Source organism: Fictibacillus sp. 5RED26, assembly GCF_015903895.1.
GTDB classification, from domain to species: Bacteria; Bacillota; Bacilli; order Bacillales; family Fictibacillaceae; genus Fictibacillus; species Fictibacillus phosphorivorans.
On record NZ_JACZDU010000001.1, the window covers coordinates 1,345,067 to 1,360,476 of the forward strand.

At 38.0% G+C, this 15,410-nt stretch carries 13 protein-coding genes; 11 read left to right on the forward strand and 2 right to left on the reverse strand.

Annotated elements, in window-relative coordinates; all coding sequences use genetic code 11:
• Nucleotide 1: 1 nt before the first annotated feature.
• The gene (locus IHV10_RS07065; RefSeq protein WP_197127908.1) at nt 2–1,099 is read left to right on the forward strand and encodes a prephenate dehydrogenase; all 1,098 of its coding nucleotides are present in this window, start codon (nt 2–4) and stop codon (nt 1,097–1,099) included.
• A gap of 14 nt (nt 1,100–1,113) precedes the next feature.
• Nucleotides 1,114–2,397, forward strand: a complete 1,284-nt coding sequence (aroA, locus tag IHV10_RS07070; protein WP_197127909.1) for a 3-phosphoshikimate 1-carboxyvinyltransferase — start codon at nt 1,114–1,116, stop codon at nt 2,395–2,397.
• 61 nt (nt 2,398–2,458) lie between these two features.
• Here the strand turns inward: aroA and cbpA are convergent, their stop codons facing one another.
• On the reverse strand, nt 2,459–3,109 hold the full coding sequence (gene cbpA, locus IHV10_RS07075; RefSeq protein ID WP_066394129.1) for a cyclic di-AMP binding protein CbpA: 651 nt from the start codon (nt 3,107–3,109) through the stop codon (nt 2,459–2,461).
• Nucleotides 3,110–3,273: 164 nt separating this feature from the next.
• On the opposite strand from cbpA, the gene IHV10_RS22945 reads away from it, so the two are divergent.
• The 7 genes from IHV10_RS22945 (at nt 3,274) to IHV10_RS07105 (ending at nt 12,046) form a co-directional block, all read left to right on the forward strand.
• Entirely contained in the window at nt 3,274–3,396 is a 123-nt protein-coding gene (locus IHV10_RS22945; RefSeq protein ID WP_255520073.1) for a hypothetical protein, read from the forward strand.
• A gap of 108 nt (nt 3,397–3,504) precedes the next feature.
• Nucleotides 3,505–5,124 (forward strand): ribosomal protection-like ABC-F family protein, encoded by a 1,620-nt coding sequence (gene abc-f, locus IHV10_RS07080; RefSeq protein ID WP_197127910.1) that lies wholly within the window; start codon nt 3,505–3,507, stop codon nt 5,122–5,124.
• A gap of 328 nt (nt 5,125–5,452) precedes the next feature.
• Entirely contained in the window at nt 5,453–6,994 is a 1,542-nt protein-coding gene (locus IHV10_RS07085; protein ID WP_197127911.1) for an FAD-dependent oxidoreductase, read from the forward strand.
• Between the two features lie 221 nt (nt 6,995–7,215).
• Nucleotides 7,216–8,955, forward strand: coding sequence for an ABC transporter ATP-binding protein (locus IHV10_RS07090; RefSeq protein ID WP_197127912.1), 1,740 nt, complete (start codon nt 7,216–7,218; stop codon nt 8,953–8,955).
• Nucleotides 8,952–10,730, forward strand: a complete 1,779-nt coding sequence (locus IHV10_RS07095; RefSeq protein WP_197127913.1) for an ABC transporter ATP-binding protein — start codon at nt 8,952–8,954, stop codon at nt 10,728–10,730. Before IHV10_RS07090 ends, IHV10_RS07095 begins: the two co-directional genes overlap by 4 nt.
• 96 nt (nt 10,731–10,826) lie before the next feature.
• Nucleotides 10,827–11,582, forward strand: a complete 756-nt coding sequence (locus tag IHV10_RS07100) for a TspO/MBR family protein (protein WP_197127914.1) — start codon at nt 10,827–10,829, stop codon at nt 11,580–11,582.
• 23 nt (nt 11,583–11,605) lie between these two features.
• Complete coding sequence (locus tag IHV10_RS07105) at nt 11,606–12,046, forward strand: hypothetical protein (RefSeq protein ID WP_197127915.1); 441 nt, start codon at nt 11,606–11,608, stop codon at nt 12,044–12,046.
• A gap of 49 nt (nt 12,047–12,095) precedes the next feature.
• Here the strand turns inward: IHV10_RS07105 and IHV10_RS07110 are convergent, their stop codons facing one another.
• A complete protein-coding gene (locus IHV10_RS07110) occupies nt 12,096–13,424 on the reverse strand; it encodes an oligosaccharide flippase family protein (protein ID WP_197127916.1) in 1,329 nt (442 codons plus the stop codon).
• 128 nt (nt 13,425–13,552) lie between these two features.
• On the opposite strand from IHV10_RS07110, the gene IHV10_RS23095 reads away from it, so the two are divergent.
• The gene (locus IHV10_RS23095) at nt 13,553–14,824 is read left to right on the forward strand and encodes a M24 family metallopeptidase (RefSeq protein WP_197127917.1); all 1,272 of its coding nucleotides are present in this window, start codon (nt 13,553–13,555) and stop codon (nt 14,822–14,824) included.
• Nucleotides 14,825–14,911: 87 nt separating this feature from the next.
• Nucleotides 14,912–15,409, forward strand: a complete 498-nt coding sequence (locus IHV10_RS07120) for a hypothetical protein (RefSeq protein WP_197127918.1) — start codon at nt 14,912–14,914, stop codon at nt 15,407–15,409.
• Nucleotide 15,410: the final 1 nt, after the last annotated feature.

Sequence of the window (15,410 nt, forward strand, 5' to 3'; positions counted from 1 at the left end):
CATGAAGAACGTCTTACTAATAGGGGTTGGATTGATTGGTGGTTCAATCGCTCTTTCTATCAAACAAGAACACGAAGCAACAATCTATGGGTACGACGTTTATGCTGACAACAGTGTAAAGGCAGCAGAGATAGGCGTAATTGACGAAGCTGTTACAGACTTTACTAGGATTTCCCAAATAGCAGATCTAATTATAATTGCAACACCTGTTGAAGCAACGTTGCAGGTGATGGAGAAACTAGCTACCATTTCACCTGTAATTAAAGCGTTAGTTATGGATGTTGGAAGTACAAAAAAATCGATTATGAATAAAGCAGAGGAAATGGCCGTTTCTGGCATTCGTTTTATTGGTGGTCACCCTATGGCTGGATCGCACAAAACAGGAGTGGAAAGTGCAAAGGTACATCTGTTGGAAAATGCCTTTTATTTTTTGACACCAAACTCCTTAACTACTGAAGTAGATATCGATGAAGCAAAGACATGGTTAAAAGGGACAAGAGCAAAATTTCTCGTTACTGATCCAGATGAACATGATTTTCTTACTGGAATCATAAGTCACTTTCCGCATCTTGTAGCCTCAAGCCTTGTGAGGATTGCGCAAAATCATGCGAAGGAAAAACCGTTGATTCAGCAACTTGCAGCAGGAGGGTTTCGAGACATTACGCGTATTGCTTCAAGCTCTCCTAAAATGTGGAGTGATATTGTCAGTCAAAATAAGTCACATCTTCTTAAACTATTAAATGAGTGGAAAAATGAGATGGATACGGTGATTGAGTTCGTTGAAAAGGGAGATGAATCGGAACTCTATGATTACTTTGAAGGTGCAAAATCATTCCGAGATTCCTTACCTGTTCGATCAAAAGGTGCGATTCATCCATTTTCAGATCTTTATGTGGATATCCTCGATAAAGTAGGTGCTTTATCTCACATTACTGAACTCCTGGCACAATCAGAAATTAGTATTATTAATTTGAGTATTTTAGAAGTAAGAGAAGGACTCAACGGAGTACTTCGATTGAGCTTCCAAGATGATAATGATCGAGACCAAGCACAAGAAATTCTACAGAATGAGAATTATTTAACTCAAATTACTTTATAAGGAGGCACTATTCTATGACAAAACAATTACAACCCATTCAACGACTAAAGGGATCTATTAAAGTGCCTGGAGACAAATCTATTTCACATCGAGCAGTCATGTTTGGGTCCATTGCAGAGGGTCGGACGACAATTGATGGTTTTTTAACAGGTGAAGACTGCTTAAGTACTATTTCTTGTTTCAAGAAACTCGGCGTTTCAATTCTACAAGAAGGTGAAAAAGTAACAGTAGAAGGAAAAGGACTTACTGGATTAACACCACCTTCAGAAGATTTGTACGTAGGGAATTCGGGTACTACGATCAGGTTGATGCTAGGCATTCTTGCTAACACACCTTTTGAATCGATCTTAACAGGTGATGATTCGATCGCAAAAAGACCAATGAATCGTGTTACCAAACCTTTAAAAGAAATGGGAGCTACGATTGATGGAAATGATTCAGGAAACAAGGTTCCACTTCACATTAAAGGTGGCGAAACACGAGGTATTCATTACACCTCTCCAATCGCTAGTGCTCAAGTAAAATCGGCTATTATACTAGCAGGATTAGATGGAGAAGGAACAACTTCTGTAAAAGAACCCTTCAAATCGAGAGACCATACAGAACGCATGCTAAAAGCGTTTGGAGTAGAAGTCGAAACGGATGATCTATCTGTTTCGGTCGCAGGTGGCCAGAAGTTAAAAGGAACTCATATTGAAGTACCAGGTGATATTTCTTCAGCTGCCTTCTTTTTAGTGGCAGGTGCGGTCGTTCCAAACAGTGAGATTACACTAAAAAAAGTAGGGTTAAACCCAACTCGTACTGGAATATTAGATGTGCTGAAGAATATGGGGGCAGATATAGCCTACCAAAATAAAAATGATGAAGCTTCAGAACCTTTTGGAGATTTAGTCATCAAAAGCTCTGCCTTAAAAGGAACGATTATTGAAGGCGATCTTATTCCTCGACTGATCGATGAAATTCCAATCATAGCTCTAGCCGCAACACAAGCGGAAGGAACGACGATTATAAAAGATGCACATGAACTTCGAGTGAAAGAAACAGATCGAATTGAGACCGTAGTGAACGAGCTTAAGAAAATGGGTGCAGATATTGAAGCAACAGAAGATGGTATGATCATCCAGGGTAAGTCTTCATTACATGGAGCATCTGTACAAAGCTACGGTGATCACAGAATCGGAATGATGTTAAGTGTGGCCGCTTGTATAGCAGAAGGTGAAACAACACTTGCAAACAGTGAAGCAATAGCTGTTTCGTATCCTTCATTCTTTGAACAACTGAATGATCTTACAAAGTGAATGATCTTACAAAGTAAAGAAAAAACGTTCCTAGTCATGAAAAGGGAACGTTTTTTTTGTATTATTGAACACTTGAAAATGTTCTTAGATCTTCAATGTCTGCCACCTTGAATCCATTCGCTTCTACTCGGTGAACAAGTTCATCAATCTCTTCACGCGATACACTTTCATTGAAAGTGATAACAACTCTGCGAAGAAATTGCTTACCCGCGTCTTGGGTGAAAACACCTTCAATATTGTATTCTTCATGAATAGCTGTAAATAGCTTTCTTAACGAACCTTTTCCTTCAGTGGTTGAAACCGTTAAAGAATAACCACCTTTCTTAATGCCATAAGAATCTTCTAGTATATCCATTACTTTTGAGTGAGTAATGATTCCTAAGAAGTTATGATCATCATCGACCACAGCCATAAAAGGTAAGCGTCTAATCGTGAAGAGCACTTTGAAATAAGCTGTATTCTCATGAATAAAAGCGTCTTTCTCCTCTACAATTCTACTAACATGGTCTTTCACTGATCCAACATTATCAATAATATAATCAGATGTAGTCTCTTTAAAAAGAAGACCTACAAATTTTTGTTCTGATTCATCCAAAACGGGTATGCAGCGATACCCTGATTGGATAATAGTATATCGAGCTTCGCTGATTGACATGTTCTCTGTTACATACGTTACTTTAGATTTAGTTAGATAGTTGGATTTTACTTTCATAAGACACACCCTTTTCAGAATAATATAAATATTTAAAACTATTTCGACAAAAAAAGCAAATAACCTTTCTTTTTACTCAACTTTATTACTAATTGCATATTAAGCAATAATACCATATACTATTACTAGAATATTTAATAAATTTTTAAAAGGAGGTGTAAGGCATGCTTAAAGGTGTACAAATGTTTAACTGGTTGGTTGTTTTCCGTGCAATTACTTATGTATTTTCTAAAATTGGCGGAGTCTGTCCATTTTCAGTTAAAACATTAAAGTACATCACAAAGTAACCTTACCCTATCCTTTTTTATTGTTAGTAACCATGGGCAGGTATGTTGCTCATGGTTTTTTTGTATACAAAAAAGGGCAGTGGCATTGGATTAAAAGGAGAAAATGAAATGATAATATGCACTGTTCATAAAGTTAAGAAAATGTATGGCGGAAATGAGATACTAAAAAACATATCTTTTGAAATTCACGAACAAGATCGAGTAGGTATAGTCGGACAAAATGGTTCAGGAAAAACGACTCTGTTTAAGCTGCTAAGCGGGATTGACCATCCGGACTCAGGTTCTATAGCCATCAGGAAGGATGCAGAAATCGGATATTTAGAACAACTTCCTGAGCGTACGGAGAATATGAGGGTATATGATGTGGTTTCTGCAGCCTTTCAAGAAATCAATGAGATCGAACTTAAAATTCAACATGTTAATGCATTGTTAAGTGATCCAGATCAAACACACCGATTAGACAAAAATCTGAATAAGCTCTACAGACTGCAAGAAGAATTTGAAGAGCTTGGTGGTTATGCGATTGAGTCGAAGATAAATGGCGTTTTGGCTGGTTTAGGTCTAACTCAACTCTCTCAACACCTTTTTAAACAACTAAGTGGAGGAGAACAAACGAAGGTGGGTCTAGCTTGTTTGTTATTAAAAGAGCCTGAGCTTTTACTCTTAGACGAACCTACCAATCATCTTGACATCGAAACAATGAATTGGTTAGAAAATTATCTTCAAAAATATAAAGGTTCCGTTATTATTATCAGTCATGATCGCTACTTCTTAGATAGAGTTACATCAAAGACGATTGATATAGAAGATGGTGAATGTACCTTATATCATCAAAGTTACTCAGGTTTTCTCAAAGAAAAAGAGAATAACCTTCTTCTAGAATTTGAGAAATATGAAGAACAGCAAAAGAAAGTTAAAAAGATTAAAGAGTCGATCAAACAACTAAGAGATTGGGGAGCACGTTCAGGAAATGAGAAATTCTTCAAAAGAGCGAGGAACATGGAGAAAGCCCTTCATCGAATACAGAGTATGAAACGCCCCAAACTGGAACGTAAAAAAGCAGCTTTCGAATTTTCAGTAAACAAAAGAAGTGGCCAAGATGTAGCGGTAATTAAAGGGCTTAGTAAAGAAATCGAAGGTCGCTCCATATTAAGTAATCTCGAATTGCAGATTCGATATGGTGAGAAAGTAGCCCTCGTTGGTAAAAACGGTTCTGGAAAAACAACACTGCTAGAGACCTTGCAAACTCTTGAAAACTGCAGCGGCACGATAAAGCTTGGACCGTCCGTTTCAATCGGTTACCTTTCTCAAAAAGGCCTTATTGCTGAATCAACTCAATCCGTACTTGATATCTTCAGAGAAAAAGTACCGATGGAAGAAGGAGAAGCTCGGCATCACTTAGCAAAGTTTTTGTTTTACGGCGCATCCGTTTATAAAAAAGGAAATGAACTTAGCGGTGGAGAACGAACACGACTCAGACTTGCACAGCTTGTTTATGAAGGTTTTAATTTCTTAATACTCGATGAACCGACAAACCATTTAGATATTGATTCACGTGAAGCCTTAGAACTAGCACTAGAAGAGTTTAAAGGAACGATTCTATCAGTCTCACACGATCGATACTTTATGAACAAACTCTTTGAACGTACCATATGGTTAGAAGAGGGAACCCTAGAGAGTTATAGTGGAAATTTTGATTATGCACTTGAAAAGCGTTTAAGTATTTAATTTCAACTTTTCTACTGATAAACAGGTTATTTTAAATAGCCTGTTTCTTTTTGGTTATATCTTGTTGTTTATAGTTTTGGCTTTCGTTCAAGAGACGTGACCTCGAGGGGCTAGCCACTGCACCTAGACAGGTGAGACACTTATACGTGAAACGTACGAATGTGGCTCACCGCCTGCCCCGTGGAAAGCGAGCATCCTGGAACGGAAATCGACTACTTCCAAAAGCTTCAAGGTTAAAAAGAGCCTTCTTTTATTCGTTTTCTACTGATTGTTCTTTCAATGTATGGGGAATAATGGTGAGAAAACGTGTCTAAACAGGAGGGATCTTATGAGTAACTATGAAAATAACATGCCGCAGTTTCCAGAACCGATTTGGAGGCAGCAATTAAATCTACCTACATACTCTGTATTGAATGAAGATAATCAAACGGAAGTAGTGGTTGTAGGAGCGGGGATAAGCGGTATTACTACAGCTTATCTTCTAGCGAAAGAAGGCAAAAAGGTTACACTGATTGAGGCAGGTAAAGTAATTAATGGAACAACTGGTCATACAACAGCAAAGATCACTTCTCAACATGATGTTATCTATGATCACCTTATTTCACATATAGGGTTAGAAAGAGCACGTCAGTATTATGAATCAAATGAACAAGCTAAACAGTTTATTGAGAATCTTGTTAAACAAAACAATATTCATTGTAACTTTGAGAAACACGATGCATTTCTATATGCAAACACTGAGGAAGGAATCAAAAAGCTAAACAAAGAAGCTGATGCTTATCAACAGTTAGAGATCGATGGTGAGTTGGTCGAACAAATTCCATTTAACATACCGCATAAAAAAGCACTTGTTATGAGAAATCAAGCGCATTTTCACCCTGTAAAATATTTAGCAGCGTTATTACAAGAAATGGAGTCGCTAGGTGTTGAGGTCTACGAAAACACGACAGCAACAGATATTATAGAAGAGAAACACAAAAAAGCTGTTGTGCAAACAAGTAACGGACACAAAATTACTGCCGACTTTGTAGCTTGTTGTACACATTTTCCGTTTTTTGATGGATTGGGTTTTTATTTTACAAGAATGATGGCAGAGCGTTCATATGTATTGGCTGTAAAAACACAAGATACATTTCCAAATGGGATGTATATGGGAGTAGATCAAACCTCATTTTCCTATCGGTCTATCTTACAAGATGGAGAAAAGATCGTACTGCTTAGTGGAGAAAGTCATCAGACTGGACAAGGAATCCCGACTCATCAGCACTATGAGGCTTTATTAAAGGAAGCAAAAAAATCGTTAAACTTAGATAGTGTACTTTATCGCTGGTCTGCTCAGGATTTAATCACACTAGATAAAATACCGTTCATCGGAAAGCTTACGCATAAGCATGATCACATTCTTGTGGCTACAGGTTACAAAAAGTGGGGAATGACGACAGGCACACTTGCTGCTTTAATCATTAGAGATCATATCTTGGGTAGGAAGAATGCATTTGCTGAACTCTACAAGCCCCAAAGATTTCAAGCTGATCCCTCTGATATTAAACAGTTTATCAAGGAAAACGCAGATGTTGCTAAGCATTTTGTTTCTGGGAAGTTAGACAAACCGTCAAAACATCCAAGAAGTTTAAATAAAGATGAAGGTTGTGCCGTAACGGTTGACGGAGAGAGATGTGGGGCTTATCGAGATCAAAACGGAGAACTTCATATCGTAGATACGACTTGTACACATCTTGGTTGTGAGACAGAGTGGAACAGCGGTGATCGAACATGGGATTGTCCTTGTCATGGTTCGCGTTTTTCATACGATGGTTCAGTCGTTGAAGGGCCAGCGAAAAAACCTCTCAAACGTGTAGAACTACAATAAACGAACGAGAATGACTTATTAAAGTGCTTATTTGCTTTAGTAAGTTATTTTTTTGGTTAAAGATTAAATTTGAATAAAAAACTTTCATGCTTAATATAGTGCTAACTAGATATCAATGAATTTATTCTTATATTTTCAAAAAAATAACAAGTAAAAATAATGAAAATTTTATGAATTTAGTATAAAATAAAGTGCTTGAAAGCGAGAGGGGGAAATGAAATATGAAGCTTTTAAGAGAAACATTAAAGCACTTTAAGCCTTATTGGAGGGGACTTCTTCTTGCTTTTATCTGTTCGTTGATCGGTGGCGCCTTTACGGTAATCCCACCCATACTAGCAGGAAAGCTTGTTGATGAGATTCTGCCGAATGAGATGACGGATATGATCGGTTGGTTAGTCGCAGGGGTTCTTTTCTCGTTTTTATTTAAGGTGATATTTGAATCCTTACAAGAATTTATTCAAATTCAGATCGGTTTAGATGTTATCACAGATATGCAGATGCGTGCATTTGGACGGTTGCATAAAACACCAATGTCATTCTTCACGACTACACCTCGTGGAGATATGCTATATCGTCTCACTCACGACGTAGAAGCTGTACAGAACTTAAATAATACGGTCGTACCTCGATTCGTACAACAAGTAGTGAGTGCGGTCGCGGCTTTTATTGCAGTGTTTGCTCTATACTGGCCAGTAGCTATCGTTATGTTCTGTGTATTCGCTATCTATCTGTACCCATCCTTTAAACTCGGAACGACTATGAGAAAAATGAGTGCTGTTCAGAGGGATATGCGTGCAGATATTTATCACCACCTTCAAGAAAGCATCGAATCAACAAGACTAGTTCGTACTTTTCAAACACAAGAAAGAGAAATACATACACAAGATAAAAAGCTAACAGATTGGAAGGATTATTCCATACGTGCTGCTTTGATCGGAAAAGTAAACTGGCGTCTTGGTAATCTATTCAATATTGCTACACCCGGAGTAGTAATGCTTGTTGGAGGAATGGCGGTCTGGAATAATACCATTTCGGTTGGAACACTTGTTGCTTGTTTAGGGTTTATTCCTACGATGTTTTTTCCCATTCGTTCACTCGCTGAGAACGCATTGATCATTCAGCAGGCTATCCCTGCTCTTCAACGAATCTATGAATATTTTGACTTACCTAAAGAACATGAAGATGACCTACCAAACATGCAACCGATTCGTGGGGATATTGATGTTGATAATCTTTGGTTTCGTTATCCAGGTAAAGAAGAATATGTGTTAAAAGGTGTTTCACTGAATATGAAAGCTGGGCAGCATATTGGAATCGTTGGTACGAGCGGCGGTGGAAAATCAACGCTTATTCAATTGCTGCTTGGTCTTTATGAACCCGAAGCAGGTTCTATTGAAATCGACCAACAAAACCTGTTTGAGTTCAATAGAAATTCTTTTCGTCAGCAAGTAGGAGTCGTCTCTCAGGAAACGTTTCTTCTTAACAACACACTGAGGATGAACTTATTATATGGAAGAAAAGATGCAACACAAGCCGATTTAGATGCGGCATGTGATGCTTCAGGACTTACAGATTTTGTAGCCGCCTTACCAGAAGGCTATGAAACAATCGTTGGTGAGCGTGGACTTAAGCTTTCTGGTGGACAAAGACAACGCGTAGCTCTTGCAAGAGCTATTCTTCGACATCCTGCTCTATTAATCTTTGATGAAGCAACTTCTTCACTCGATGGGGAAACAGAAGAACGCGTTCAGACTGCTCTTGATGAACTCATACCAGGCAGAACGACAATTACGATTGCACACCGGCTGATCACCGTTAGGGATTCAGATAGAATCGTACTCCTAGACAAAGGTGTAGTAGCAGAATCGGGTACTCATGATGAACTTCTTGCAGAGCGAGGACAATATTACGAACTTTATATGGCGCAATACAGTGAATTAGAAAAGGAGAGAGCGATATGAGCCAAACGAATTTGAAACAAAAAAATCGAGATGGCAGACGCGTTCTAGCCTTTTTAAAACCACATAAAAAATGGGTATTTGCTGATGCGTTTGTTATCGCTATATCTCAAGTATTTTCCGCGCTAATTCCGACGCTTGCACTCGGTTGGCTTGTGGATAAAATTCTACCAGGTGAGTCCAATCAACTATTATGGGGATTGATGTGGCTATTGATCTTTGCCGCAGTTGCTGATTTAATCCTGATGGTTATCGATGAGTATTTTTGTCACCAGGTCGCGAAGACTGTAACGAACTGGCAAAAGTTAAGACTGTTTAAACATCTACAGAACTTACCTTTTTCCTTTTATCAAAACAACCAATCTGGTGAGATGATGGCTCGTGTTTCTGATGATCCGGATACACTCCATAATTTCTTGGCTTGGGAAGGGTCAACCTTTATGGCATCTGTACAAGGTGTTATTTTATACAGCATCGTACTTTTGTGGATTCATCCTTATTTAATGATTACGAGTGTTGTGTTAGGTGTTACCTTTTATTTAACATCAAACGCTGTCGGTCAACGCACACGACAATCTTCGGCAAATGCCAGAAAAGAAGCTTCTCGTTATCTTGAGAGACTTCGTGAGTCTGTAACCGGTATCCATCTTTCCCGGGTTTTAGGCGTTTCCGATGGTGAGGTTTCAAGTGTTGCTGAGATTAGAAAATCATTCATAAAAGAATCTCGTCATGAATTAAAAGCAAGGATGCAATCCATCGTGGTAATCGGAAGCTACAATGGACTTGCCTTAGCAGTCGTTTATGGTCTTAGCGCATACTTAATCTGGAACGATAAATTAACAGCTGGTCAGATGCTTACTGCTGCAGGTCTTGTGGCAATTGCTGCTAATGAGATGCAGAGAATGTTAAGAAACTGGCTTTCAGTAAGAAGGACCGGTCCTGCATTAGATCGCTCTGAACTTTTACTCAGCCAAGAAGTATCAAGTGCTGAAACAGAAAAAGGATTCATTCCACAACAAATTGAAGGGGAAATTGAATTTAGGGATATAGCATTCGGTTATCCTGAAAAAGACGATAAAGTTTTAAAAGGGTTATCATTTTCCGTAAAATCCGGAGAAGCAGTAGCACTTGTAGGGCCGAGCGGATCTGGTAAATCGACTGTTGTAGATCTATTACTGCGATTGTATGAGCCTGAGAGTGGGGCCATCTTTATTGACGGAAAAAACGTATCAAAAATTGATGCAGGGTGGCTTCGCTCACAAGTTGCGATCGTTTCACAAGATGTACAGCTTCGAAATGGTTCTTTAGCTGATAACTTACGAATCGCCAATCCTGAAGCAACTGATGATGAATTGATAAGTGCACTCGAAGACAGCGGTCTCGGTGAATTCTTACTTACTCTTCCGGATGGACTCAACACGCTAGTTGGAGAAAGAGGGAGTCTATTATCAGGAGGACAGAAGCAAAGGCTTTCATTAGCAAGAGCTCTTGTAAAAGATGCGTCTATTTTAGTTCTTGATGAAGCGAGCTCTGCCTTAGATCCCATCACAGAAGTACAAGTCAACGAAGCGATCAATAAAAGAAAATCAAAACAAACGCTCATTATTATTTCGCATAGACTTTCAACCGTCTTAGCTGCCAATCGAATTATTGTCATAGAAAACGGAGTAATGATCGAGGACGGAGTTCATGATGAGTTGCTGAAGTCTGATAATGGCGTATACAGCAGGTTGTTTAAACGTGAAGCGGATATTGGGACACAAGCATTTAGCAGTTAAGAATGGTAAGGTAATCTAACTTAGATTGCCTTTTCCTCATAATTCCACTCTAATTTGGGTATATATGAAACTATATATCCAAAGGAGGGAACCTTCATGTCAGCAACAATTAGAGCTTTTCTGAATATCGCAGCACTCGCCGCAGTAATCTTTGTTAATTATTTGGCCAATGCATTACCTTTGAATGGAAGAACAACCGGAGAGTTATCAGCAAAGTACAATGTGTTGATCACTCCAGCAGGTTATGTATTTTCCATATGGGGACTCATATATTTGCTATTAACGATCTGGGTGATCATTCAAGTGATGCCTAAGAACAGAAATGAGACCGTGTATAGAAGCATCGGCTTATGGTTCGTTTTGAACTGTATCTTAAATTGTACATGGATATTTGTTTGGCATTATGAACTTCTAGGTTTATCTTGGATTGTGATGATCGGACTCTTATTGTCACTCATCATGATCTATACGAAGATCCAAAATCAAGATAACCAGTCTTCGTTCGTTCGACTTCCATTCTCGGTCTATCTAGGATGGATCAGTGTGGCAACAATCGTAAATACAGCGGTCGTTTTAAAGTATGGCGGTTGGAATGGTTTTGGACTTTCATCTGTTACTTGGACCGTGATCATGCTTATTGTTGGTACGGGATTGGCGATCTTTTTTACGATTCAAAACAAAGATATCATTTATCCGCTCGTCTTTGTTTGGGCTTATATCGGAATAGGTGTTAGACATAAGGGTGAGATAGACGTTCTCACGTATACGAGTTTTTCACTAGCTATTTTACTTTTGATCTTTATAATTTGGAGAGCTGTCACTAGAAAAAATGGAGAAACAGCAATGAAATAGGAACTTTAGAGGGAGAGTTACGAATGGTTAAGTTATCGATGCCGGTAGGTTTGTTGATGGAGTCAGCATTAGCAGGTGGTGTTTCGGGGGAAAGACTACTAGAAGTGATTGAAACTAAGGATTACGAAGCACTCCGGCATGTTGGGAAAGAAGAATCAAGCTGGACTTTCTTTTTTGAGTTTGCAGAACAAAACCGGGAAACTGTTGTTTCTGCGATTACATCGGGTTATACCTTTAAATTTATAACAATTAGAGGATTGTTGAACTTATTACAGACCAAATATAAACTAAAAGAAAACGAAGACTTTTTAATGAATGAATCTGGTATAGACATGAATCTCTCAGATGAACAACTCGATTTTCTTCGTTCTCGAATACCTTCACAATGGGTCTTCAAAAAACAAGAACAATCACAGTACTGTGTTCAGTCTTATTTAGCACAAACCATTTCAACAAGTGTGTAGTTAAGACTAAAGCGCTTAAGCGAGAAGCATATCCCGCTTAAGCGCTTTTTTAATCTTGATAGTTATTTCGTGCACTTAACCACGTGTTGATTCCGATCGCTTTACATACAGAGAAGTAATGAAGAAGCATCAATAGCACGGAACCTGCATTCATACCAATGATGATGCCATGCATCCCTAATGATGGTTGTGACCCTAACATGTACATAAGGACAAACGATAACGTTGTTGACCAAACCGACTGAACAAATGCTGTTGTAATTAAGCCTAGACCGATCAGATAAGCTTGGAGAGGTATTAGGAAAAAAGTAAATAAAAAACTTGGCCACAACAATTCTAAATACGTAGCTGCGGATTGTGAATGAAAGAACATTAAGGTAAGTTTTTCTGAAAACATTAAGAAGATTGCAACAGCTGGAAAACCGTATAATGCAGTTATGCCCATTACACGAATAAGAAGGCTTTTTAATTTTTCTACATCTTTTTTAGCCGTAGCTTCTGAAACTGTGGGTATTAAGACGACTAAAAGAGAGTGAGCAATAAATGCTGGGAAGAAGCCAATTGATATTGCTACTCCTGCCAATAAACCAAACTCTTCTGTTGCGGCAACTCCTGAAAACCCTGCAAGTGACAGTGAATATTTGATCAAAAACGGCTGTATGGCGTTTGTAACAGCATGAAACAGACGTAAGCCAGTAGTAGGAATGGTTACAGCCATAAGGCTCCTAGTCACTTCGTTTGATGAAAGATGTTCATTGTTGTGATTTTGCATTCTTTTGTATTGAATTAAATAAGCCGTGAAGAGATAGACGAAAACGATGAGTTCACTGCCTACAAAAGTTGCTAGGGCTATAAGGATTGCCGTTTCATTATCAAACGAGAACAATTGATAGATGCCTGTTAATAAGATGAGCTGAGCTAATTTCCGAAATAAGTTTGAGAATGCCAGTTTGCCCATCTGTTGTTTACCCATAAAGAACCCTCTAGCAATAGATGTTAGGGAGATTAAAGGGATTAATATGACCATAAGCCATCTAACTAAAGGATGATAACTATTGAATACGGGTATGAAAGGCAGGATCACTAAAGCGAGCACAATCATAGCTACAGTCAACAATATAGTCATCTTTGTAGCATGTTTCAACATGCTATAGTGTTGTTTCTCCTCTTTTTCTGCAACGAACTTTGAAATGGAGATCGGTAATTCCAAACTCGCTACAATAATGATTAAGATGACGGTTGGAAAGATCGACATATAATGCCCGAGTCCTAATTCACCTAGTTCTCTTGCTAACACCATGTTCACAATGAATTCTAGACTTTCACCAACTAATGCAGCAGCAGCAAGCAGCAATACTCCTCTAAAAAATATATTCATACGATGAGTGCATCTCCTTGTACACGTTGTCCTTTTATTCATATGCAAAAAAAAGGAAACAAGACCTCGAAGGACTTTAAACATTGAAAGAGAAAGATAAGCATATAGCAGAACAAGGAGAGATTATTGTGACATTACATACAGAACAAAATGCAAATCAAATTCTATCATTATCAGAACAAGAAAAGATTATGGATCAGTGGCTTTTTGAAAGGTTAGAGCATTTATTGCCTTTTTTAATGAAGAAGCATAACGTTGATATGTGGGTAACAATCGGCAAAGAATACAAGGAAGATCCACTAGGGAAGACTTTCTTTCCATCTGCGATCGATAGTTCAAGAAGACTAACCATACTAGCATTTGTTAAGGATATCCATTCTGACGAAATTAAACGGTTTGTTATCTCTTCAAACAAAAACTTCGAACCTTATTACTCATGCTTCCCACTGAGAGATAGTGAAGACTCTTTTACCGGTTTAAAACGATTGGTTGATAAATACGACCCTGAATCCATAGCAATTAATACTTCATTGCATTATGCTTTTTGTGATGGATTAAGTCACTCAAATTATGAGGAATTAGTGAAAGTCTTAGGGAAGCGACATAAAGAAAAATTGATGTCATCTGAATCCATTGCAATTGACTGGTTTCAAACAAGGACAGAGTCTGAACTTAATTCGTATAAAACATTAGAAGGCATAACAAAAGAAATTGTGAAACAAACGTTTACGAACGAACTAATCAAACCTCATGTAACCTCAACAAAAGAAATAGTTGGGTGGATCAGACAATACGTTAGAGATCTAGGGTTGAAAACATCCTTTCATCCTACTGTAGATATTCAAAGAAAAGATGGATCTTCAGACCGATTGGAAGACGTTATACGTCCAGGCGATATTCTACATCTTGACTTTGGCATTGAATATCTAGGTCTTTGCACAGATACACAACAATTAGCTTATGTTCTTAGAGATAACGAAAAAGAACCTCCTGCAGGGCTAATAAACGCATTAAGTGAGGCGAACAAATTTGAAGATTTTTTCTTTGAAGAAAGTAAAGTAGGAATGACGGGTAATGAAGTTTTTTTAAGTGTACTAAAAAAAGCAAAACTAAATCATATGGACGCCATGCTTTATTCACATCCGATCGGCTATCATTGTCATGGAGCAGGACCGATTATCGGACTGTATGATAAACAAGAATATATTCCTGTTCGGGGAGAGCTAAGGATTGAGAATAACACATGCTATGCACTAGAATTTAACATTAGACATTTCATACCTGAATGGAACAAAGCTGTTCCAATCTATCTAGAAGAGACGGTTTGTTTTATAGAAGGAAAAATGCAATTTTTTACAGGCAGGCAAACAGAATTTTATTTAATCGAGCCTAAGTGGTAATAAAATACATTTGAAATATCTATTCACCTCTAGTACAATGAGAAACTGTGTGTGTTTCAGCTTGTTGTAGGGGAGAGATTAGATTAAATGCTATTGCTTGGACAAGAACAAGACAAAGAAACAAAACTCGATCGCAACGAACTCGAGTTTCAATTATTGCGTATGCAGAACGATATGAAGCAAATTGCTAAAAGTTATGATGTGATCGGTGTGGATCAAACAAAGGACGATAACCTTGTGATCGTATATAAATCTGAACAATTGGATCAATGTAAAATTATGATTAATGACTGTGAATCAAGGTATGATGGATGGGACTTTTCAATTGATGCAGTTTATGAAGATGAAAACACTCTGCATATTGGTGATATTAAAGGACCTGCTAACAAAGGTTACGGCTCAATCTGTATGCATTATTTGAAAGAGACGGCATCAGATAAGAATATTCCAACAATCAAAGGCGATATTGCAAAAAGAGATTGGGGACATGTAGAGCGGCTTATCCATTTTTATGAGAAGCATAATTTTGCTATTGAACTTGATCCAGAAAACAAATGCGGAAAAATTGAATGGAACGATTTTTAAG